A 21,975-nucleotide genomic window follows, 5' to 3' on the forward strand; every position below is an offset into this window, starting at 1 on the left:
GCGACGGGGGTTTATGATCGAGCGGGATCGCTTGACGGCACTGATCGAATATGTCGAGGCAACCGAACGAGATCGATTGCGCACGGTCAGCGACATGGCGGACTATCGTGCGTTTCGGCGATCGGGTGAGGATATCATCCTTCTTCCCGGCGTCCTCGTCAACGTGCGCGACGGCGACGATCATCGCTGGTTGAGTGTCGACCGCCTTGTCCGCCGCCCTCCCCCGGTGCCAAGCGACCCCGAATTGCGACGCTGGATCGACCTGCGCGACGATGTCGCGCAGGTACCAAGTCTGCGCCGCGAACTGCCTAGAGAGATGCTCGATGACGCGCTACGCGACGGGATCGAAACGCCCGGCCTGGCGCTGATCGATCACCCTGAAGCTGCGCGTTTGAACTCGGCATTGGAGGGCTACAAACGCGAGATCTGGTCCGCCTGGGCGCTGGAGGAACGACCCCGCCGCCAAGCGATCGACCTGTACAACAGCCTGTTCGCGCTTCGTCAGACGCTGGACGGCGGGTCGGAGCAGCCGGTCGAACTGGTATGGGGCATCGGCGTCGCGCGCTGGACCCGGCCGTTCGGGCGGCTGCACCACCCGCTGCTCACTATCCCCGTCGAACTGACGCTGGACGAGGTCACGCACCGCATCGACATTCGCCCGCGTAGCGAAGCCCCACCGGGGATCGAGACAGCTCCGCTCGATGCGCTCGACGCGCCCTCGGTCGACGAGTGGCAGGCCGGCACGCAGCGCTATCTCGACGCAATGGAGGGCGAAGGCCTATCTCCTTTCGATGCTGAGAGCTTTGCACCGCCGCTACGCCGGGCGGTCGCGCTACTCGATCCCGACGGGCATTATCTGCCCGATCTGGGCGAACGCCACCCACCGAGCGGCGAGACGCTGCAAGTTGATGGTGGCTGGATCCTGATCGAACGCACGCGGCAGGCGACGCAGTTGATGGACGACCTGCGCCGGTTCAAGGCTGCCCTTGTCACGATCGATGATCCGGAAGCCCTGCCCCCCGCCGTCCGTGTCCTGCTGCAACCACCCGCCGACAGCGCGACGACGGAGGCCTATCCCAGCTATCGCGGCGTCTCGACGGTGCCGGGCGTCACATCCTCGGACGGGTCGGGCCACGACCTGTTCTTCCCCATGCCGTTCAATCGCGAACAGGTGGAGGTGATCCAGCGCCTCGCGACTCGGCCGGGGGTGGTCGTGCAGGGGCCGCCGGGCACCGGCAAAACCCACACCATCGCCAATATCATCAGCCACTATCTGGCGCTCGGCAAACGGGTCCTCGTCACCTCGCAAAAGGCACCCGCGCTGAAGGTCCTGCGCGACAAGCTGCCCGCCGCCGTCCGCCCGCTCGCCGTTAGCCTTCTCGACAGCGACCGCGATGGGTTGAAACAGTTTCAGGAATCGGTCGATATCATCGCCGACCGGCTGCACCGCACTCGCCCGACCGAAACGGCGCAGCAGATCGCGGTGCTCGATGCCCGGATCGAAGCGATTCACCGCCAGCTCGCCAGCATCGACCGGCAAGTAGAGGATATCGGTCGACAGGCCATGACCGTGGCTATGGTTGACGGCGCGTCGGTCGAACCCGCCGATGCCGCACGACGCGTGATGGCGGCGGGAGAACTGGCGGATTGGCTGCCCGATGCGATCGACATCATCGCCTCGCACGAACCCGAGTTCGACGATGCCGCCATCATCCGGCTGCGCGCGGCGCGCAAGGAAGCGGGCGAACGGATCGCGCTGCTCGACCAGCCACCGCCGCCGGGTGACCTGCCCGGTGCGGCGGCAATCGGTGCGATACACCGTGATCTGGTCGAGGCCCGCGCTCTGGGTGAACGGACCGGGGGCGATCAGGCACTGGGACGACAGATCGGTGCCGAGGCCGTCGCCACCTTGCGCGCGCAGGCCGAGGCTCTGCTTACCATCCGGCGGCAGGCGATGGCGGGCGGTTTTGCCTGGTCGGCCACCGTGCGCGACCGCTGGTTAGCCGATGCCGACGATCCCGCGCTGGTCGCCCTCGACGGACTGGCCGACGAAGCCGGGCAGGTCGCGGCCGAGGCGCGGCATTTCCTGGTCCGCCCGGTCGTTTTGCCGGATGACGCCGTCACCGATGCGGCTTTCCGCGAAACCGTTGGCCGATTGGCGGCCGGTGAGGATCTCGGCCTGTTTCAGAGCCTGTTCGCGCGACAGCTCAAGACGCAGGTCGCCACCGTCCGTCTTTCGGGCCGCGCACCCGGTGATGCCAGCGAATGGACCGAGGTTCATCGCTATCTCGCGCTTTGTGATCGGGCGATCCGGCTGGCGGCGGCGTGGAACCATGCGGGACCGCTTGCCGGAGTTGATCCGGTGGCCGGGCAAGAGCCAGCCGCTGCCGAAGCCATGCGGCGGCAGCTTGCACACATCGCCGCCCTTCGCACATTGGCGCACGAAGAGCGGGCATTGGCCGATGGCGTTCGGATAGTTCTGCCCGGATGGCGACGCCCGCTGATCGGCGACGATGCCGCGACCGAGGCGCTGATCATGCTGTTTGACCAGCATCTGCTGGTCTTCCGCCTATCCGCCGCCGAAGAGGAGCGCGACCGACTGGTGACGCTGGCGCGTACCATTGGCGGCGCCATCGGTGATGAAATATTTGCCATACTGCAGGACATGGTCGGACAGCAGAGCATCGACGCTCATCTGCTCGAACGTCGGTGGCAGGCGGCGCTGAGCGAGGTGGCGGTGCTGCGCGCACTGATCCCCAGCTTCGCGACGATCCGCGACCTGACCGCGCTGATCGCCGAAAACGGCGCACCCGGTTGGGCGGAGCGACTACGCAGTGAGGCCGTGACGGGCACCGAAGACGCACTGACGCCCGGCGACTGGCGCGAACGTTGGACGCTACGCAGGCTGTCCACCTGGCTGCGCCGGGTCGATCGGCACGATCGGCTGCGCGCGCTGGGGCAGGAACGCGGCGAGCAGGAATCGCTGCTGCGCCGCGCCTATGAAGAGGCGATCGAACTTCGCACCTGGTGCCGCCTGGCTGAGAAGGCCAGCGATCAGGTTCGCACGGCGCTCGCTTCCTATGCGCAAGCGATGCGAAAGCTGGGGCGCGGCACCGGTATCCGTGCGGGTCGCTATCGTGCCGATGCGCGTGCCGCGGCTGACCGCGCCAAGAACGCCCTGCCCTGCTGGATCATGCCGCATTACCGCGTATCGGAATCGCTGCCCGCCGAACTGGGCCTGTTCGATTTGGTGGTGATCGACGAAGCGTCGCAATCGACCGTCGCCGCCCTTCCAGCCCTTCTACGGGCCCGCCAAGTCCTGATCGTCGGCGATGATCGGCAGGTCAGTCCGGATGCAGGTTTCCGTGAAGAGGCACGGATGAACCAACTGGCCGACCGCCATCTTGGTGGACAGGTCGCAGACTATCGATCCGCGCTACGCGAGGAAAAGTCGCTATACGACCTGGGTACGGTCGTCTTTGCCGGTGGGGCGATCCTGCTCAAGGAACATTTCCGCTGCGTCGGGCCAATCATCGAATACTCCAAAGCGCAATTCTACAGCCACCAGCTAGTACCGCTGCGCCTGCCATCGGCATCCGAGCGCCTCGATCCGCCGCTGATCGATATTCTGGTCGAGGACGGCTATCGCCGGGGGAAGGTCAATCCGCCCGAGGTCGACTGTATCGTCGATGCCATCGGTCGCATCGCCGACGATCCGGCGATGCACAAGCGCTCGATCGGCGTGACCACGTTGCTCGGCCAGGAACAGGCCGTCGCGATCATGACAGCGATCGAGCAGGTGCTGGGCTCCGAAGTCCAGCTGCGTCACAACATCCGCGTCGGCGAGCCCGCAGCCTTTCAGGGCGACGAGCGCGACATCATGTTCATTTCGCTGGTCGCGGATGGGAAGAGCAGCGGCCTGTCCGGCCTGGGCTATGAGCAGCGCTTCAACGTCGCCGCATCCCGGGCACGCGACCGGATGGTGCTGGTCCGCTCGGTGGAATTGGAGGATTTGCGTGCGGCCGACAAATTGCGCCGAAGCCTGATCGAGCATTTCCATGCACCCTTTGCGGGCGACACCACCATGGTTGCCGATCGCCGGGCCAGATGCGAGTCGCCATTCGAAATCGAAATGTACGACCTTTTGGTCGAACGGGGTTATCGCGTCGACACGCAGGTGCCGGTGGGTACCAAGCGGATCGACTTGGTTGTCGAGGGCGAGAACGACCGGCGACTGGCGATCGAATGCGATGGCGACCGTTACCACGGCCCCGATCAATGGCCGCATGACATGGCCCGTCAACGCATGCTGGAGCGAGCGGGTTGGACCGTGTGGCGCTGCTTCGCCTCGCGTTTCGTTCGCGAACGTGATGGTGTCATGGCCGAATTGATCGCTTTGCTGGATTCTCGCGGAATTGAGCCACAACGGGAGGAAGGCGCCCCGCCGAGCCGCTTCACGGAGCACCGCCGATGGCGCAGCACGCCAGAAAAATCGGACCCTGTTCCTTACGCGTGGCTTGTTGCGGAGGATATATTCTGAAGAGCGCTCGGAAAAGTGATAGCGGCTTGAAAGAAATGGGTTCCCGCTCGCACCTCCCCTTAATATCACGCGGGTGAATTGACCGCGACGTATTTAAATGATCTTACGAGAATCGGCATTCTGGGTTTCTTTAACCCATATGTATTATTGAACATTGCCAAAGCCTGGACAGAATAAGGGCCTATAACGCCTCAGCACGTCAATGGCATCGACGACCAAGGGAATATGGCCTTTGATATTGCCGCAAGCGAAAGCCTTACTATGTTGTGCAACTCAACCGCGTTGGTACAGCAAGCAGGTACAGCGTGGCTGATCGCAAGACACAAAAAGCCCGCAAATCTGCGCTTTTTGTGACTGTGACATCCCTCCCGTAGGGGTCACCAGCACCCGCCAGAATGGCGGATTTGTGCGGCTTTGACGGTCTTCATGGACGCTTTACCCATCCTTGTGTACAAAGGATGCGTACAACGTGATCCGTATGGCCAGTCCCATCAAATATCCTCGCACTGGCATTTTCTATATTCGTCGGGTCATCCCCGAGGCGCTGCGTCCGTTCTTCGACGACGCGTCGCGCGAGTATAAGCGGACCCTCAATACGCGCGATCCATGGTCGATGCCTATCTCGACGGCGTAGACGAACGACAACTGCACAGCACGACCCATTCCGTTTCAGTGCACGCCCGCGGCGACGCTGGCGCGCAAAGCCAGCGGCAGCAGGTCATCGTCGACGGCGTCATCCGCGACCGATACCGCGTTCGCCGACGATCTTCAGTCCATAGCCGTCGAGGCCGACCAGCGTGTGGTGCGTGTTGGTGAGCAGCATGATCTCCCCCACCCCCAGTTCGTTGAGGATCATCGCGCCGACGCCGTAATCGCGCAGTTCCTCCATGTCAGGCAGCGTGGCTCCGGCCCGCGCATGGATGGCGAGGGTCAGGCCATCGGGACGCGGGCGGTCGATCACCACGACCACCCCGGCCCCCTCCTCGCCGATGATCCGCATCGAGCGGGCGAGCAACTGCGCCCGCGCGCCGGTTTCGCCGAACATGTCGGTGAAGGGCGACAGCGAGTGCATGCGCACCAGCGTCGGCTTGTCCGGCCGAACCTCTCCCTTGACCAGCGCGACCTGTTCGCTGCCGGTCGCCTTGTTCCAGAAGGTCATGGCACGCCACTGGCCACCCCATTCACTCTCGAACACCGTCTCTGCGCGCTTCTGCACCAGATGGTCGTGGCGGCGGCGATAGGCGATCAGGTCGCGGATGGTGCCGATCTTGAGGTTATGAAGCTGCGCGAAGCCGACCAGATCGTCGAGCCGGGCCATCGAGCCGTCCTCGTTCATGATCTCGCAGATCACACCCGAGGAATTCAGCCCGGCGAGCCGCGATACGTCCACCGCCGCCTCGGTATGCCCGGCCCGCACCAGCACGCCGCCGTCGCGTGCGATCAGCGGAAAGACATGACCGGGCGTTACGATGTCGGCCGCGCCCTTCGTTCCGTCGATCGCCACCGCAACGGTCCGCGCGCGGTCGGCGGCGGAAATACCGGTGGTCACCCCTTCCCGCGCCTCGATCGAGACGGTGAAGGCGGTTTCGTGGCGCGTGCCATTGGCCTTGGCCATCGGGCCGATGCCCAGTTGGTCGACACGGTCCTTCGTCAGCGCCAGACAGATCAGCCCGCGCCCGTGCCGCGCCATGAAGTTGATCGCGTCCGGCGTCGCCATCTGCGCGGGGATGACCAGGTCGCCTTCATTCTCGCGGTCCTCGTCATCGACCAGAATGAACATCCGGCCGTTGCGGGCCTCGTCGATAATCTCCTCGGGCGTGGCGAGAAAGGCGTGGCGGACGTCCGATATTGCGCAGCTGGCCATGGACTTGTTCCTCTCACATCAGGGATGCGCGGGGCGGAGCATCTCGAATCGGTCGGTCTGTCGGCCGTACCAGCCTGCGCCGTGCAGCCGGGAAATCAGGTTCATCGCCGCGATGTCGAAATGCAGCCGCTCGGCGTTCGCGACAAAGGCGTCGGCGATATGGGCGTGGACGATCTCGGCCAGCACCGCGAACTGGTGCGGGCCGGTTTCGAGGAAGCGCCGCGTCCGGCATTCGAACGCGACCGGCGCGCTCGCGATGCGGGGCGCGCCGACTTGGGCAGCGGCCACCATGTCGAGACCCAGCAGCGCGCCTTCATCGACCCCCGCCGGGTGATCGTAGCTCGACCGGTTCATCGCCTCGGCATGGGCCTCGTCGACCAGATGGACGACGAACTCGCCGGTCGCCCGGATATTCCCGGCGGTGTCCTTCGCGCCCTTGGCCGGATGTGCGACCAGCCCCAGCGCGATCATCGGCGGGTCGTTCCCGATCGCGTTGAAGAAGCTGTAGGGGGCGAGATTGGGCACCCCCTCGGCCGATACGCTGGACACCCAGGCGATCGGCCGGGGCGTGACGCAGGCCCCGATGATCTTGTAGCGGCTCGCCGGGTCGAGCGTGCGCATATCGACATGCATCGGGGCCGCTCCCGTCAGTAGCGACCGCTGAGCAGCGCACCGGCATTTGGCACCCGCCGCTCCAGCCCCAGCCGGTCGAGCATCTGGTGCGTGGTGCATACTGCCGCCGAGACGACGGGCACGCCGATCGCATCCTCCAGCCGCTGGATGATCGGCAGCGAGGGCATCTGGACGCAGGCGGAGGCGACGAAGGCATCGACGCCGGTCCGGTCGACGCGCTTGTAGATTTCCAGCAGCCGCTCGGGATCGTGCCGCCCGACCTCCAGATTGTCGGGGATTTCCAGTGCGGTGAAGTCGTGGACCGTGATCCCCTCATGCTCGATATAATCGACCACCAGCTGGGTCAGCGGCTTCATATAGGGGCAGATGACCGAGATCTTCTTGGCCCCCATCCGCTTCAGCCCATCGACCAGCGCGCCCGCGCTGGTGACGACGGGCGCGGCGGCGTTGTTCTCGACGGTGCGGGCGTGGAGCCTTGCTTCGGACTCGCGGTGATAGCCCTTTCCCATGCTCATGATCGCAACGAGGCACGCATAGCCCAGCACGTCGACCCGCGCGTCGGACAGTTCGGTGGCGCAGCGATCGCTGTCGCGGTCCATCGCTTCCAGCTCTTCCTTGACCACCTTCTTCATCCGCATCCGGCTGGAATGGAAGGTGAAACGCTCGGGCAAAATCTCCTCGCGCGCGCGGAGCATGGCGGGGATTTCGGTTTCCATGGTGGTGTTGGACGACGGCACGATCTGGCCGATGCGATAGCTGCGGACGGTCATGGTGATCCTCTCTGGGGTCTGTTCTGGAATGTCAGGGCTGGGCGTCGCCGGTCGGCTCGGGCTCGACCGGCGGCTTGGGCGCGGTCTCGATCCGCACCGGCTGTTGCGGCACCGCGTTCACGCGCAGGTCGAACACGTCGAAGCGGTTATAATGGCCGATAATGTCGTGCATCTGCTTGGGCTGGATGCAGCGCGACAGGTCGATTTCGCCGTAGACGATGCCTTCCTCGTCGATCAGCGGCTGGCCGACGACGCGCCCATCGGGGCCGAGGATGCCGGAGAAGGCGCTGTTCCTGCGTTCCAGCCGCGCGCGCGCATCGGGGACCAACGTCTCCATCGCCGCGATGATCTCCTCCGACACGGTCGAGCAGGAGACGATGGTGAACAGCTTGCCCTCGAAGCAATGCGCGGCGGCGCGCACCTTGATCGCCTCGGCCATGTCGTAGTCGGGCGGGGCCACCGGCAGCGCGATATAGCTGGCGACATGGACCAGTTCGCCCTGCGCCAGCAGGCTGAACCGCGCGAGCGTGTTGGTGTTCTCCCCGCAGGCCAGCCCGCCCAGCGGCCCGATCGCGGTGTCATAGACCTTCAGCGTCGACCCGTCGCCATGCGCCCAGGTCAGCTTTTCGGCCCAGGTCGGCACCAGCTTGCGATGCTTGCCCAGGATCGTACCGTCCGGCCCGATGAAGACGAGTGTGTTGTAGAGCGTGCCGAGCGACACCGGGCTGCGTTCGTTGACGCCGATGACGACATGCACGCCCGCCTGCCGCGCGGCGGTACAGACCCGGTCGATCTCCGGCCCCGGTATCAGGATCGAGGCGCGGGCCAGCTTCTCGAACCAGGGACTGCCCGACACGGGATCGGCGATCCAGCTCCAATAGGGATAGCCCGCTACGAATACCTCCGGGAAGGCGACCAGTTCGGCGCCGTTGGCGGCTGCCTCGCGGATCAGGCTGGCGGCCTTGTCCACGGTAGCGGCGGGATCGAGGAAAACGGGGGCCGCCTGGACGGCGGCGGCCTTGAAGCGGGGCAGGTTCAGCATGAGGCATTCCTTGCATGTGCAAGTTTTTCCTAACCCCGATTGACAGCGCTTGGCAAGATATTTTAAGCCTGAACTAATTCGATGCCACAAGGAGATCGAGCATGTCGACGGAGAGCTTTGACGCCTATCGCGAGGATGTCGCCGGGCGCGCCAATGTCAGCGATACGGCCGAACTGGTGGATTTCTACCGCGACCTCGAAAGCCAGCACGCGGGCGCGCTGTGGACCGTCGCCAACAAGATCGAACCTTGGGAACCCAAGTCCCAGTCGGTGCCGGTCCTGTGGCAATATGACCGCCTGCGCGACCATGTGCTGCGCGCGCTCGAATTGGTAAGCCCGGAAAAGGCCGGGCGCCGTGTCGTCTATCTCGCCAATCCGGGGCGCCGCGACGTGTCGGCGGCGGTCGGCTGGCTCTACACCGGCCTTCAGGTGATGGGACCGGGCGAGGTCGCCTCGGCGCACCGCCATTCCGCCTCCGCGCTGCGCTTCATCATGGAGGGCGCGGGCGCGTTCACCAATGTCGATGGCCACAAGATGACGCTGGGCCGCAACGACTTCGTGCTGACCCCCAATGGCACCTGGCACGAACATGGCGTGGCGGAGGACGGCTCGGTCTGCATCTGGCAGGACGGGCTGGACATCCCGCTGATGAACGCGCTGGAGGCCAATTTCTACGAGGTCCACCCGGACCTCAACCAGGCGGTCGGCTATGCGGTCGACGATTCCACCGCGACCTGGGGCAATGCCGCGCTGCTGCCCGCCGGGGAAAGCTGGTCGAAGCGCTATTCGCCGCTGCTGAAATACGAATGGGAGCCGACCTATGAGGCGCTGCTCCGCTATGCGCGCGCGACCGACGGTTCGCCCTTCGACGGCATCCATATGAACTATGTGAACCCGTTCAACGGCGGCCCGCCCATGTCGACCATCGGTGCGTCGATGCAGTTGCTGCGGCCCGGCGAGCACACCAAGGCGCATCGCGAGGTCGGCAGCTTCGTCTATCAATGCGCCAAGGGCTCCGGCCATTCGATCATCGGCGGCAAGCGCTTCGATTGGAAGGAGCGCGACATCTTCGTCGTGCCGTCCTGGATGTGGCACGAACATGCCAACGGATCGGCCAGCGAGGACGCCTGCCTGTTCTCGTTCCACGATCTGCCCGCGATGCGCGCGCTCAATCTCTACCGATCGGAAGCCTTTGCCGACAATGGCGGGCACCAGCCGGTCCTGTCCTGATCCCCACCTCGAAAGGATTACCATGCGTCTCGTTACGTATCGCGCCGATGTCGAAGCCGAAGGCCGGTTGGGCGTGCTGGTCGATGGTCTGGTCATCGACGTCGCCAAGCTGGGCGCACGCGCGGGTGTGCCGCTGCCGTCGCGAATGCTCGATTTCATCGATCTGGGGCCGGTCGCGGCGGCCGAACTCAAGCTGCTGCTCGACGAAGCCAAGGGCCGCTGGCCGGTCGATGGTGCACGTCCGCTGGCGGGCGTCAAGCTGCTCGCCCCGATCCCGCGCCCGCGCAAGAACGTGTTCGGCATCGGGCTGAACTATATCGATCACGTCGCGGAGAGCGCCGCCGCGCTCGACACCTCGCCCGATTTGCCCAAGAAGCCGGTCATCTTCTCCAAGCCGCCGACCAGCGTCATCGCGCCTGGCGAGCCGATCGTCCACCGCGCCGACATCACCCAGCAGCTGGACTGGGAGATCGAGCTGGGCGCGATTATCGGCACCACCGCGCAGCGCGTCGCCCGTGAAGATGCGTTGAAGCATGTGTTCGGCTACACCACGCTGATCGACATGAGCGCGCGCGATTGCCGCCGCGCGGGCCAGTGGATCTATTCCAAGGGGCAGGACAGCTATTGCCCGATGGGGCCGTGCATCGTCACCGCCGATGAAATCCCCGATCCGCAGACGCTGGACCTGTGGCTGACGGTCAATGGCGTCGAGAAGCAGCGCAACAACACCAGCCACATGCTCTTCAAGGTCGACGAACTGATCGCCGACATCAGCCAGGGCATCACGCTGGAGCCGGGCGACATCATCGCGACTGGCACCCCCGAAGGCGTCGGCGCGGGCCGCACTCCGCAGGAGTGGGTGTGGCCGGGCGACGTGATCGAGGGCGAAGTCGTCGGCATCGGCAAGCTGCGCCATTCGATCGTCGCGGGGTAAAACCCGCCCCTGACAGGTGTAAAGACCGCCCCCGATCGCCAAAATCGGGGGCGGTTTTGTTTTGATCGCACTTATGAAGCGCCCCACCCCGATCCCTATCCTGAAGGGAAGGGCCAAAACGCAAAAAAACGGCGCGCGGGCCGGGACCCGCGCGCCGTCGATCGGCCCGGTGGAAGGATCAGGCCGCGACGCTCAGCGCCTTCGGCCGCATGTCGGCGGGCCATTCGGCCGAGCGGGCTTCCTTCAAATTCATGCAGACCAGCACCACGGTCGCGCGGAAGCGCAGTTCGCCACCGCATTCCACCTGCACCGACATTTCCGCCGAGCTGCGCCCGACCCGTACCGGCGTGACCAGGAAGTCGAGCATGTCGCCCAACCGGCTGGGCATGGCGAAGTCGGCCTCCAGCCGGACGGTGGGGACGCCCAAGCCCCGATCGCCATGCATCTCGGCGAAATCGACGCCGACGGCATGGGCGAAATAATCCTCGATCGCCGCGTTCAGCATCTCGAAATAGCGCGGATAGAAGACGATGCCCGCACCGTCGACATGGGCGAAGCGGACCTGTTGAGTCGAACGGAATGTCATTCGCTATCCTCTCCTTCGGACCCCAGCGACTGTTTCAGGATCGCCAGTAGGTCATAGAGTTCGGCCATCCGCGCATCGGGCACGCGGTCGAACATCGCCGCGATCCAGCCATGATGCGCGGCGGCCAGTTCCTCGAAATGCGCCCGCCCCTGCGGCGTCAGCGCCACGATATAGCGGCGGCGATCCTCGGGCGCGGGCTGGCTGGAGACATAGCCGTCGGACTCCAGCTGGCGGACCAGCGCGGTGACGTTGCCGTTGGACACCAGCAGCGAGCGGGACAGCTCGCCCATGGTGATCCCTCCGGAGTGCCGCTCCAGCGCGGCCAGCACGTCGAAGCGCGGCAGGGTCGTGTCGAACTGCTCGATGAAGCGGCGGCGCAGCCGCTTCTCGATCGTCATCGAACAGCTCAGCAGGCGCAGCAGGACCTTGATGTCCATGCGGCCCGCCAAGGCCCCGTCATGCTTTTCGCGAATGCGATCCGTCAAAATCAATGTCTCCACAGGCGCCGTCACGCCGTCTCCGACTGGCGTTGGACGTTGCGCATAAGCTGTGCCTGGCCAAGGGCATAGGCCGAAGGCACCGGAACCTTATGGCCTGCCGCCGCCGCCGCATGGAGCGTCCAGTTGGGATCGGCCAGATGCGGCCGCCCCAGCGCGACCAGATCGGCACGGCCCGCCGCCAATATGCCGTTGACGTGATCCGCCTCATAGATGTTGCCGACCGCCATGGTCGGGCAGTCCAGCTCGTTGCGAATGCGGTCGGAAAAGGGCGTCTTGAACATGCGGCCATAGACCGGCCGGGCCTCAGGCGCGGTTTCGCCCGCCGACACGTCGATCAGGTCAGCACCTGCGTCGCGCATGGCCGCGGCAATCTCCACCGCCTCGGCCGGGGTCACCCCCGCCTCGCCTGCCCAGTCATGGGCGGAAATGCGCACCGCCAGCGGCCGGTCCTCACCCCATACCGCGCGCACCGCCCGCACCACCTCCAGCGGGAAGCGCAGCCGGTTTGCCAGGCTGCCGCCATAGTCGTCCGTACGCTCGTTCATCAGCGGGGTGATAAAGGACGACAGCAGGAAACCGTGTCCCGCCTGGATTTCGATCATGTCGAACCCGGCCTCGACGGCGCGAATGGCGGCGGCGACGAAATCCTCGCGCACCCGGTCCATATCCGCGCGCGTCATCGCGGACGGGCGCTGGCTTTCCGGCCGATACGGCTTGTCCGACGCGGCGAGCAGCGGCCAGCCACCTTCGGGCAACGGCCGATCCGGCTGCACCGATCCCGGCAGCGTCGCGCCGCGCGGGCCAGCATGGCCAAGCTGGATGCATAGCTTGCCCGCCCCTTGCGCATGGGCAAAGTCGGTGATCCGCCGCCACGCCGCCGTCTGCTCGTCATTCCACAGGCCGGGACAGGCGGGCGTGATCCGCCCCTCGGGCGAGACGGCGGTCATCTCGGTCACGATCAGCCCCGCCCCGCCCATGGCGCGTGCGCCGTAATGGACGAGATGGAAGTCCCCCGGCACCCCGTCCGGCCCGGCTTCATAGGTCAGCACCGGCGACACCACCACGCGGTTGGGCAGGGTCAGTTCGCGCAGGCGATAGGGCGCGAACATCGGCGGCACCGCTTCATTGCCCCCGGCACGCGCGGCGAACCACTGCTCGATACCGTTCAGCCACTCAGGATCGCGCAGGCGCAGATTTTCGTGGCTCACCCGCTGCGACCGGGTGAGCAGCGAATAGGCGAATTGCTTCGGGTCGAAATCCAGATAGCGGTCCAGCGTCTCGAACCATTCGGTCGAGTTGCGCGCCGAATTCTGGATCTTCAGCACCTCGACATGGCGTTCGTTGCGATATTCGGCCAGCGCGGCGGCCATGCCCGCGCGGTCCTGCTCGATATGGTCGCGGCTCATCACCTCGGCCAGCTTGATCGCATCCTCCAGCGCCAGCTTGGTGCCCGATCCAATCGAGAAATGCGCGGTATGCGCGGCGTCGCCCAGCAGCACGACATTGTCGAACGACCACTGCCCGCACAGGATGCGCCGGAAATTGATCCACGCCCCCGACCCGCGCAGATGCGCCGAGTTGGTCAGCAACGGCTCGCCGTTCAGGTGGCGCGCGAAGATGCGCTCGCACGCGGCGATCGCATCGGCCTGCTCCATCGTGTCGAAGCCCAGCCCCTTCCACGTCGCCTCCGAGCATTCGACGATGAAGGTCGAGCGCGTCTCGTCGAACCGATACGCATGGGCCCAGATCCAGCCCGCCTCGGTCTTTTCGAAGATGAAGGCAAAGGCGTCGAACAGGCGCGGCGTGCCCAGCCAAATGAATTTGTTGGCGCGGGTATCGATGTCGACATCGAACTTGTCTTCATAGGCGGTACGGATGCGGCTGTTGATGCCGTCCGCCGCGACGATCAGGTCGTAATCGGCCCATTTGGTCAGGTCGGCATCAAAATCGGTCTCGAACTGCAACCGCACGCCGAGTTCACGGGCGCGGTCCTGCAGGATGTTCAGCAGCCGCTTGCGCCCGATGCCGATAAAGCCATGCCCGCCGGAGCGTTCGACATGGTCCTCCACGACCACCTCGATATCGTCCCAATGGGCGAATTCCGACTCGATGGTCGCCGCACTGACCGGATCGTTGGCGCGCAAATTGGTCAGCGTCTGGTCCGAAAACACCACGCCCCAGCCGAACGTGTCCCCCGCCTTGTTGCGCTCCACGACCAGCACGTCATGCGACGGGTCACGCAGCTTCATCGAGATCGCGAAATACAGCCCCGCAGGCCCGCCACCCAGACAAACGACACGCATCGGCATCTCCTCTATTTGTTTTAGACTTAAAATATATCGACCCACCAATCAAGGGGGTTTCGGGCGATCAGCCCTCCAGATTGCGGTAGACGCGGTCGAGCAGGGCCAGCAGCCGGTCGAAATCGCGCGCGGAAAGTCCCTTGATTACCTGCTGATAGACAGGCGATGTGGCCTGCCGCGCTTCGGTCAGTTTCGATTCGCCGATCGGGGTCAGCGCGACCATGGTGACGCGCGCATCCTCAGGACTAGGGGTCAGCGTGACCAGATCGGCGGCGGCCATGCGCTGAACGATCCGGGTCATGGTGGACAGCGGGATCACCGCCGCCTCGGCGATGTCGCGCACCCCGCGCGGGGCGTGTTCGCCCAGGATCATCAGCACCCGCCAATTGGGTATATCGAGGCCGATGTCACGCAGGCGCGGCTCGATCGTCGCATTGTACCGACTCGCCAGCCGGTTGATGAGGAAGAAGGGATAACGCTCCACCTGGAACGCCGCCGTTCCGGGATCACCCTGCGTACGATGGTCCAATCCAATAGCTCCCTATTCCACAGGGCCTTACCCCCTGGCCCGTCCCGTCGCAACCGGCTCCAAAATAATTTGGTTGCATATGCACGTTTCTTTCGGCAGCTTTCGATCAAGAAATACGAAATCGGAGAGCGACTATGGCCGAATCCGCCTTGTCTCGTTTCGCGGCCGCCCTGACCGGCGGATCGATCGAGATCGTCGACCTGACGCAGGAACTGTCGGAGGACACGCCGGTCCTGATCCTGCCCGAACCCTTCGGCCAGACAGCACCGTTCAGCCGCCAGGAAATCTCGCGCTATGACGAACGCGGCGTCGCCTGGGCCTGGAGCAACTTCACCACCGGCGAGCATACCGGCACCCATTTCGACGCACCGCTCCACTGGGTGACGGGCAAGGATCTGCCCGACAACAGCGTCGACACGATCGACCCCGCGCATTTTGTCGGCCCGGCGGTCGTGATCGACGCCTCGACCGAAGCCGCCGCCGACCCCGACTTCATCCTGACGGCCGAGTTCATCCGCCAGTGGGAAGCGACACATGGCCGCATCCCCGCGAAAAGCTGGGTACTCCTTCGCACCGACTGGTCGAAGCGCGAGGGCGATGCCTATACGAACCGGCGCGACGACGGGCCGCACACCCCCGGCCCCGATCCCGAAGCTGTGCGCTTCCTGGTCGAGGATCGCGACATCATCGGCTTCGGGGTGGAGACGATCGGCACCGATGCGGGGCAGGCGCACGGGATGACGCCCCCCTACCCCGCACACACCCTGCTGCACGGGGCGGGCCGCTATGGCCTGCAATGCCTCGCCAATCTCGACCGCCTGCCGCCGACCGGCGCGGTCATCGTCGCCGCGCCGCTCAAGATCCGTGGCGGCTCGGGTAGCCCGCTGCGCGTCCTCGCTTTCGTCGGGAGCTGATCCATGGCCGAACGGTCCTTTAAGAAGGAAGTCGAAAAGCTCCGCCTCGGCGCGGGCGAGACGTTCGAGGGTGAAGGCATCCTCGCCGTCACCAAGGCGCTGTTGCAGGCCGGGGTCGCCTATGTCGGCGGCTATCAGGGGTCGCCGATCAGCCATCTGATGGACGTGTTCGCCGACGCCGATCCGCTGCTGCGCGAACTAGGCGTGCATTTCGAATCCAACGCCAATGAGGCGGCAGCGGGCGCGATGCTCGCGGCCTCGGTCAACTATCCGTTGCGCGGTGCGGTCGCGTGGAAGTCGGTGGTCGGCACCAATGTCGCCTCCGACGCGCTGTCAAACCTGGCCAGCGGCGGCGTGACCGGCGGCGCGCTGGTCATCGTGGGCGAGGATTATGGCGAAGGCTCCTCGATCATGCAGGAGCGGACGCATGCGTTCGCGATGAAGAGCCAGATGTGGCTGCTCGACCCGCGCCCCAATCTGCCGACGATCGTGGGCATGGTCGAAAAGGGCTTCGAACTGTCCGAGGCGTCGAACACGCCCGTCATGATCGAGATGCGGGTGCGCAGCTGCCACATGACCGGCAGCTTCGTCGCCAGCGACAATCGCCGCCCGACGATGACCGTCGGACAGGCCGCCGCCAACCCGCGCCGCGCGCTCGACCGGATCGTCCTGCCGCCCGCCAACTTCCAGCACGAGATCGAGAAGATTGAACAGCGCTGGCCCGCCGCGCAGACATTCGTGCGCGAACAGCGGCTGAACGAATGGTTCGGGCCGGAGCGCGACGATATCGGCATCATCGTGCAGGGCGGCCTCTACAACACGCTCAACCGCGCGCTGGAGCTGGCCGGACTGTCCGACACGTTCGGCGCGACGCGCATCCCGATCTATTGTCTGAATGTCGTCTATCCACTGATCCCCGAAGAGGTCGTCGCCTTTTGCGCAGGGAAACGCGCGGTGCTGGTGCTGGAGGAGGGCCAGCCCGAATTCATCGAGCATGAACTCAGCACGCTGCTGCGCCGCGCCGATATCCAGACCCGGCTGGTCGGCAAGGACGTGATGCCCCGCGCGGGCGAATATTCGGGACAGGTGATCGGCGACGGCCTCGCCAAGTTCCTGCGCAACCACGCGCCCGAACGCGCGCCCGAACCCCGCGCGGGGGTGCCCGTCCCCGCCGATGTCGCCGCCACCGTGCCGCAGCGCCCGGCGGGCTTCTGCACCGGCTGTCCCGAACGCCCGATCTTCGCCGCGATGAAGCTGGTCCAGCGCGAACTGGGCGAGATGCACGTCTCGGCCGATATCGGCTGTCACCTCTTTTCGATCCTGCCGCCGTTCAACATCGGCAATACGACGATGGGCTATGGCCTGGGCGCCGCCGCCGCCTCGGCGTTCAAGCCGGAGGGCAAGCGCGCGCTGGCGGTGATGGGCGATGGCGGCTTCTGGCATAACGGCCTGACGTCAGGCATCGGCAATGCCGTCTTCAACCAGGACGAGACCGTCACCGTCATCGTCGACAATGGCTATTCGGCGGCGACCGGCGGGCAGGACATATTGTCCTCGCGCGCGAAGAACGACACGCGCATCACCAACCACCCGATCGAGAAAGCGGTGCGCGGCATGGGCGTCAAATGGGCGCGCACGCTGACCCGTACCTATGACGTGGCCAGGATGCGCGACCTGATCCGCGAGGCGATGACCAGCCCCGAAAAGGGTCCGAAGGTCATCATCGCCCAGTCGGAATGCATGTTGAACCGCCAGCGCCGCGAAAAGCCGCTGCTGGCCAAGGCGGCGAAGGACGGAAAGCGCGTGGTGCGCGAGCGGTTCGGCGTCGATCCCGACACCTGCACCGGCGACCATGCCTGTATCCGCCTGTCGGGCTGCCCTTCGCTCAGCATCCGCGACAATCCCGATCCGCTGCGCCAGCATCCGGTCACGCATATCGACAATAGCTGCGTCGGCTGCGGCAATTGTGGCGAGGTCGCCCACGCCGCCGTGCTGTGCCCCTCCTTCTGGAAGGCGAGCATCGTCACCAATCCCGGCCGCTGGGAGACATGGCGCCACCGCCTGACCCGGCGCGTCATCGGCTGGCTGCAACAGCGCCATGGCCGCCACCTTGCCGCGAGGGCTTTCTGATGGAACTGGTTCTTCCCGATCGCGACCGGATCACCATCGCCATCCTGGCGCTGGGCGGTGAAGGCGGCGGCGTGCTGGCCGAATGGGTGCAGCATATCGCCCGCGCCAATGGCTATGTGGCGCAGGGCACGTCGGTTCCCGGCGTCGCGCAGCGCACCGGATCGACGGTCTATTATATCGAGCTGGTGCGGTCACGCCCCAGCGGCGGCAACCGCCCGGACCCTGTGCTGGCGATGATGCCGGTGCCGGGCGATGTCGACATCGTCATTGCCTCGGAACTGATGGAGGCGGGGCGCGCCATCCTGCGCGGTTTCGTCAGCGAGGATCGCACCACGCTGATCGGTTCGACCCACCGCGTCTATGCCATCTCGGAGAAGGCCGCGCTCGGTGACGGCACCGGGGCGAGCGAGCGCATCCTCGCCGCCGCGAAGCGCCGCGCGCGCCGCTTCATCGGCTTCGACATGTCGGCCGCCGCGAGCAAATCGGGCAGCGTCATCAGCTCGATCATGCTCGGCGCGCTGGCGGGCAGCGAGGCCCTGCCCTTCCCGCGCGCGGCGTTCGAGGATGCGATCCGTCATGGCGGCAAGGCGGTCGAAACCAATTTGAAGGGCTTCGGCCTGGGCTTCGACTCGGCGAAAGGCGGCGGCGAGGAGGCCGATGACAGGCCCGCCGGTCCACCGGTGCCGACGACCGCCGCCGGGCGTGCGCTCGCCGCCCGTATCGCCAACACGCTCCCCGAAGCGGCGCAGGCGACCGCGACCGAGGGTGTGCGCAAGCTGATGGACTATCAGGACGCCGACTATGCCGGGGAGTATCTCGACCGGCTGGCGGCGTTCGTACCGCTGGACGATGCGGACGGCGCGCTGACCGGGGCCGCGGCACGCCATCTGGCGCTGTGGATGGCCTATGAGGACACGATCCGCGTCGCCGACCTGAAGGTGCGCGCGACGCGCAGCGACCGCGTCGCGCGGGAGGTGCGGGCGAAGGACGACCAGCTGCTCACCGTCACCGAATATATGCATCCGCGCCTGCAGGAAGTGTGCGAGACGCTGCCCGCTGGCCTCGGCCGCTTCATCCTGAAGCGCGACTGGCTGCGACGGCGGCTGGAACCGTTCTTCCGGAGCGGTCGCCATGTGCGGACGACCGGCCTGCGCTGGTTCCTGATGCTCCGATTGCTGGCGGGAATGCGGGGGATGCGGCGGCGGACGCTGCGCTATGTCGAGGAACAGGCGCGGATCGCGGCATGGCTCGACCTCGCGCTTGGAGCGGCGCGCACCGATCGCGCGGCGGCGATCGCCATTCTGCGCTGCCAGAATCTGATCAAGGGCTATTCGGACACGTTCGAGCGCGGGCTGGCGCATTTCGGGATGGTCATGGCGGCCGTTCCCGCCGCGCTCGCCAGACCCGGTGCGGCGGCGCGGATCGCGGCGCTGCACGATGCCGCGCTGGCGGATGAAAAGGGCGAGGCGCTGGGCTGCGCGCTGGCGGCCACGGGCTGATCTTCGCCGCGCCCAGCGAACAGGCCCGGCACTGGCTGCATAACGCCATCGCCCCGCCGGGCCATAGACTGACACCATAACATATAGGCTAAGAGGATAAGCGCATGGCCATGCTGGACGGAAAGGTCGCGATCGTCACCGGGGGCGGCGCATCGATCGGCGGCGCGATCACGCGCAAGCTGCATGCCGAGGGCGCGAAGGTGGTCATCGCCGCGCGCAACCAGGATCAGGGTGCGAAGCTGGCCGAGGAACTGGGCGACAACGCGCTGTTCGTCGCGACCGACATCACCGACGATACCGCCATCGCGCATCTTGTGGATGCCACGATCGCGAAATTCGGGCGGCTCGACATATTGGTCAACAACGCCTGTTCCTATGGCGACGAAGGCCCCGCGACCCCGCGTGAGACCTGGCTCCAGACGCTGAACGTCAACGCCGTCTCCGCCGCCATCCTGGGTGAGGCGGCGCGCCCGCATCTGGCCGCTGCGCGGGGCAATATCGTCAATATCGGCTCCATCTCAGGCAAGTTCGCGCATATCGGCCGCTGGGCCTATCCGGTGTCGAAGGCGACGCTGGCGCACCTCACCCGCTCGCAGGCGATGGATTATGCCGCCGACGGCATCCGCGTGAACATGGTGACATTGGGCCATATCTGGTCCGACCCGTTCGATGGCCTGACGGCGGGCGACCGCGCCCATGCCGACAAGGTGGCGAGCGATCTCAACCTGATCGGCCGCGTCGCCGATGCGGCCGAGGTCGCCAATGTCGTCGCCTTCGTCGCCTCCGACGCAGCGTCCTACATGACCGGCAGCGAGACGGCGGTCGACGGCGGCTACGGGATGCTCGGGCCGGAGCGGCGGGTGCCGCTGATGCCCCTCCTCGCCGCGCACGGCTGACTCGCGATGGCGGCCGGGAACCGAGACGCCGATATCGTCATCATCGGCAGCGGGATCAACGCGTTGGTCTGCGGCGCGCGCCTCGCCCTGAAAGGCAAGCGCGTCGCGCTGTTCGAGCGCGAGAGCGTCGCGGGCGGCTGTATCCGCACCGAGGAACTGACCCTTCCCGGCTTTCGCCACGACACGCTGTCGACGCTCTACCCGCTGTTCGTCACCTCGCCGCATTATGCCGAGCTGGGGCCGGAACTGGCGCGCCACGGCCTGCGCTTCCGCAACACGACGACGCCGACCGCCTCGGTCATGGACGATGGCCGCAGCGTCATCTTCCGCACCGACCGCGCCGCCAACATCGCCGCGCTCGACGCCTGCGCGCCGGGCGACGGACAGGCCTATGCCCGCGCCATGGCCGAGGTGGAGGACATCGCGCCGCTGGTCTTCGGCCTGCTCGGCGGCGAGCTATGGTCCTGGCCGACCGCGAAGCTGCTGCTGGGCGAAGTGCGCAAGCGCGGCCCCAAGGGGCTGGGCCGGATGTTCGGCGGAATGCTGCGCGCCTCGCGCGACTGGCTGCGCAGCGACTTTTCCTCGCCGCTGTCGCAGGCGCTGTTCGCGCCCTGGGTGCTGCATGTCGGCCTGTCGCCGGAGAGCAGCGCGTCGGCGCTGATGAACCGGCTGGTCCTGATGTCACTGGAGGCGGCGGGCAGCCCGATGGTCGAGGGCGGCAGCGACCGCATCGTCGCGGCCCTCACCCGGCTGATCGCGGAAAAGGGCGGCCGCATCCACACCGGCGCGGACGTCGCCGAGATCATCGTCGAACGCGGTCGCGCCACCGGCATCCGGCTGGCGGACGGCGAAGTGGTGCGCGCGCACAAGGCGGTGGTCGCCTCGGTCACGCCGACCCAGCTTTACGGACGGCTCCTGTCGCCCAAGGCCACGCCCGAACGCGCACGCAGCGAGGCCAGCGCCTATCGCTATGGTCGCGGCGAGATGCAGATCCACCTCGCCTTGTCCGAGCCGCCCGCATGGCCCGACCCGGCGCTGCGCGACGTGGCGATGCTGCATGTCAGCAACGGGCTGGAGTCGGTGTCGCGCGCGGTCAACGAAGCCGAACGCGGGCTCCTCCCCGCCGAGGCGAGCATCGTCGTTGCCCAGCCGATCGCGCTCGATCCCAGCCGCGCGCCCGAGGGCAAGTGGATCTTCTGGATTCAGCTTCAGGAGCTGCCCCGCGACGGCGCGGTAAAGGGCGACGCGGCGGGCATCATTCCCACCCCGGCGGACGGCCATTGGACGCCCGAGCTGCGCGACGCCTATGCCGACCGTATCATCGACCGGCTCTGCGCGCTGATCCCCAATCTGCGGGACAGCATCATCGGCCGCCACGCGATCAGCCCGGCCGATCTCGCCCGGCTGAACATCAATCTCGTCGGCGGCGATCCCTATGGCGGCGACTGTTCGCTCGACCAGTTCATGCTCTGGCGCCCGCGCGCGACGCCGGGCAACCACGAAACCCCGATCAAGGGGCTGTACCAGATCGGCGCCTCGACCCATCCCGGCCCCGGCCTGGGCGGCATGTCGGGCCATATGGTCGCCGAGCGGCTGGAGTAATTTC

The 21,975-nt window shown here is 66.1% G+C and carries 17 protein-coding genes; 9 read left to right on the forward strand and 8 right to left on the reverse strand.

Going from position 1 to position 21,975, the window contains the following annotated elements:
* The first annotated feature begins 31 nt into the window (after positions 1 to 31).
* Positions 32 to 4,540, forward strand: a complete 4,509-nt coding sequence (locus U1H82_RS05280; RefSeq protein ID WP_322963882.1) for a PDDEXK-like endonuclease domain-containing protein — start codon at positions 32 to 34, stop codon at positions 4,538 to 4,540.
* A 478-nt stretch (positions 4,541 to 5,018) separates the two neighbouring features.
* Complete coding sequence (locus U1H82_RS18300) at positions 5,019 to 5,174, forward strand: DUF6538 domain-containing protein (protein WP_375339507.1); 156 nt, start codon at positions 5,019 to 5,021, stop codon at positions 5,172 to 5,174.
* A 99-nt stretch (positions 5,175 to 5,273) separates the two neighbouring features.
* Here U1H82_RS18300 and ribB read toward each other — a convergent pair whose 3' ends face one another.
* The 4 genes from ribB to U1H82_RS05300 are packed head-to-tail and all read right to left on the reverse strand — an operon-like array spanning position 5,274 to position 8,849.
* A complete protein-coding gene (gene ribB / locus U1H82_RS05285) occupies positions 5,274 to 6,404 on the reverse strand; it encodes a 3,4-dihydroxy-2-butanone-4-phosphate synthase (protein ID WP_322963883.1) in 1,131 nt (376 codons plus the stop codon).
* Positions 6,405 to 6,422: 18 nt separating this feature from the next.
* Positions 6,423 to 7,037 (reverse strand): flavin reductase family protein, encoded by a 615-nt coding sequence (locus U1H82_RS05290; protein WP_322963884.1) that lies wholly within the window; start codon positions 7,035 to 7,037, stop codon positions 6,423 to 6,425.
* Between the two features lie 14 nt (positions 7,038 to 7,051).
* A complete protein-coding gene (locus U1H82_RS05295) occupies positions 7,052 to 7,807 on the reverse strand; it encodes a maleate cis-trans isomerase family protein (protein ID WP_322963885.1) in 756 nt (251 codons plus the stop codon).
* A 31-nt stretch (positions 7,808 to 7,838) separates the two neighbouring features.
* A complete protein-coding gene (locus U1H82_RS05300; protein ID WP_322963886.1) occupies positions 7,839 to 8,849 on the reverse strand; it encodes a carbon-nitrogen hydrolase family protein in 1,011 nt (336 codons plus the stop codon).
* 101 nt (positions 8,850 to 8,950) lie between these two features.
* Here U1H82_RS05300 and U1H82_RS05305 point away from each other — a divergent pair, with 101 nt between their 5' ends.
* Positions 8,951 to 10,078, forward strand: coding sequence for a cupin domain-containing protein (locus tag U1H82_RS05305; protein WP_322963887.1), 1,128 nt, complete (start codon positions 8,951 to 8,953; stop codon positions 10,076 to 10,078).
* A 22-nt stretch (positions 10,079 to 10,100) separates the two neighbouring features.
* Positions 10,101 to 11,012: a fumarylacetoacetate hydrolase family protein gene (locus U1H82_RS05310; protein ID WP_322963888.1), complete on the forward strand. Its 912-nt coding sequence runs from the start codon at positions 10,101 to 10,103 to the stop codon at positions 11,010 to 11,012.
* Between the two features lie 178 nt (positions 11,013 to 11,190).
* On the opposite strand, the gene U1H82_RS05315 is transcribed toward U1H82_RS05310, so the two are convergent.
* The 4 genes from U1H82_RS05315 to U1H82_RS05330 form a co-directional block, all read right to left on the reverse strand.
* Positions 11,191 to 11,598, reverse strand: coding sequence for an acyl-CoA thioesterase (locus U1H82_RS05315; protein WP_322963889.1), 408 nt, complete (start codon positions 11,596 to 11,598; stop codon positions 11,191 to 11,193).
* Positions 11,595 to 12,035 (reverse strand): MarR family winged helix-turn-helix transcriptional regulator, encoded by a 441-nt coding sequence (locus U1H82_RS05320; RefSeq protein ID WP_322963890.1) that lies wholly within the window; start codon positions 12,033 to 12,035, stop codon positions 11,595 to 11,597. Before U1H82_RS05320 ends, U1H82_RS05315 begins: the two co-directional genes overlap by 4 nt.
* A 71-nt stretch (positions 12,036 to 12,106) precedes the next feature.
* Entirely contained in the window at positions 12,107 to 14,401 is a 2,295-nt protein-coding gene (locus U1H82_RS05325) for a bifunctional salicylyl-CoA 5-hydroxylase/oxidoreductase (protein WP_322963891.1), read from the reverse strand.
* A gap of 67 nt (positions 14,402 to 14,468) precedes the next feature.
* Positions 14,469 to 14,930, reverse strand: a complete 462-nt coding sequence (locus U1H82_RS05330) for a MarR family winged helix-turn-helix transcriptional regulator (protein WP_322963892.1) — start codon at positions 14,928 to 14,930, stop codon at positions 14,469 to 14,471.
* A gap of 134 nt (positions 14,931 to 15,064) precedes the next feature.
* Here U1H82_RS05330 and U1H82_RS05335 point away from each other — a divergent pair, with 134 nt between their 5' ends.
* The 5 genes from U1H82_RS05335 (at position 15,065) to U1H82_RS05355 (ending at position 21,971) form a co-directional block, all read left to right on the forward strand.
* The gene (locus U1H82_RS05335) at positions 15,065 to 15,844 is read left to right on the forward strand and encodes a cyclase family protein (RefSeq protein ID WP_322963893.1); all 780 of its coding nucleotides are present in this window, start codon (positions 15,065 to 15,067) and stop codon (positions 15,842 to 15,844) included.
* A gap of 3 nt (positions 15,845 to 15,847) precedes the next feature.
* On the forward strand, positions 15,848 to 17,974 hold the full coding sequence (locus U1H82_RS05340; RefSeq protein ID WP_322963894.1) for a thiamine pyrophosphate-dependent enzyme: 2,127 nt from the start codon (positions 15,848 to 15,850) through the stop codon (positions 17,972 to 17,974).
* A complete protein-coding gene (locus U1H82_RS05345) occupies positions 17,974 to 19,473 on the forward strand; it encodes an indolepyruvate oxidoreductase subunit beta family protein (RefSeq protein ID WP_322963895.1) in 1,500 nt (499 codons plus the stop codon). Before U1H82_RS05340 ends, U1H82_RS05345 begins: the two co-directional genes overlap by 1 nt.
* A gap of 104 nt (positions 19,474 to 19,577) precedes the next feature.
* Positions 19,578 to 20,369, forward strand: a complete 792-nt coding sequence (locus U1H82_RS05350; protein WP_322963896.1) for an SDR family oxidoreductase — start codon at positions 19,578 to 19,580, stop codon at positions 20,367 to 20,369.
* 6 nt (positions 20,370 to 20,375) lie between these two features.
* Positions 20,376 to 21,971 (forward strand): phytoene desaturase family protein, encoded by a 1,596-nt coding sequence (locus tag U1H82_RS05355; RefSeq protein WP_322963897.1) that lies wholly within the window; start codon positions 20,376 to 20,378, stop codon positions 21,969 to 21,971.
* Positions 21,972 to 21,975 lie beyond the last annotated feature (4 nt).

Source organism: Sphingomonas fuzhouensis (assembly GCF_034659795.1).
In the GTDB taxonomy this organism is placed as follows: domain Bacteria; phylum Pseudomonadota; class Alphaproteobacteria; order Sphingomonadales; family Sphingomonadaceae; genus Sphingomonas; species Sphingomonas fuzhouensis.

Bases quoted from the DNA above. Each gene is read 5' to 3' on its own strand.
- U1H82_RS05320 (WP_322963890.1), bottom strand. From the start codon at position 12,035: ATGGACATCAAGGTCCTGCTGCGCCTGCTGAGCTGTTCGATGACGATC.
- U1H82_RS05345 (WP_322963895.1), top strand. From the start codon at position 17,974: ATGGAACTGGTTCTTCCCGATCGCGACCGGATCACCATCGCCATCCTG.
- U1H82_RS05295 (WP_322963885.1), bottom strand. From the start codon at position 7,807: ATGACCGTCCGCAGCTATCGCATCGGCCAGATCGTGCCGTCGTCCAAC.
- U1H82_RS05290 (WP_322963884.1), bottom strand. From the start codon at position 7,037: ATGCATGTCGATATGCGCACGCTCGACCCGGCGAGCCGCTACAAGATC.
- U1H82_RS05325 (WP_322963891.1), bottom strand. From the start codon at position 14,401: ATGCGTGTCGTTTGTCTGGGTGGCGGGCCTGCGGGGCTGTATTTCGCG.
- U1H82_RS05300 (WP_322963886.1), bottom strand. From the start codon at position 8,849: ATGCTGAACCTGCCCCGCTTCAAGGCCGCCGCCGTCCAGGCGGCCCCC.
- U1H82_RS05355 (WP_322963897.1), top strand. From the start codon at position 20,376: ATGGCGGCCGGGAACCGAGACGCCGATATCGTCATCATCGGCAGCGGG.
- U1H82_RS05335 (WP_322963893.1), top strand. From the start codon at position 15,065: ATGGCCGAATCCGCCTTGTCTCGTTTCGCGGCCGCCCTGACCGGCGGA.
- ribB (WP_322963883.1), bottom strand. From the start codon at position 6,404: ATGGCCAGCTGCGCAATATCGGACGTCCGCCACGCCTTTCTCGCCACG.
- U1H82_RS18300 (WP_375339507.1), top strand. From the start codon at position 5,019: ATGGCCAGTCCCATCAAATATCCTCGCACTGGCATTTTCTATATTCGT.
- U1H82_RS05305 (WP_322963887.1), top strand. From the start codon at position 8,951: ATGTCGACGGAGAGCTTTGACGCCTATCGCGAGGATGTCGCCGGGCGC.
- U1H82_RS05340 (WP_322963894.1), top strand. From the start codon at position 15,848: ATGGCCGAACGGTCCTTTAAGAAGGAAGTCGAAAAGCTCCGCCTCGGC.
- U1H82_RS05315 (WP_322963889.1), bottom strand. From the start codon at position 11,598: ATGACATTCCGTTCGACTCAACAGGTCCGCTTCGCCCATGTCGACGGT.
- U1H82_RS05350 (WP_322963896.1), top strand. From the start codon at position 19,578: ATGGCCATGCTGGACGGAAAGGTCGCGATCGTCACCGGGGGCGGCGCA.
- U1H82_RS05310 (WP_322963888.1), top strand. From the start codon at position 10,101: ATGCGTCTCGTTACGTATCGCGCCGATGTCGAAGCCGAAGGCCGGTTG.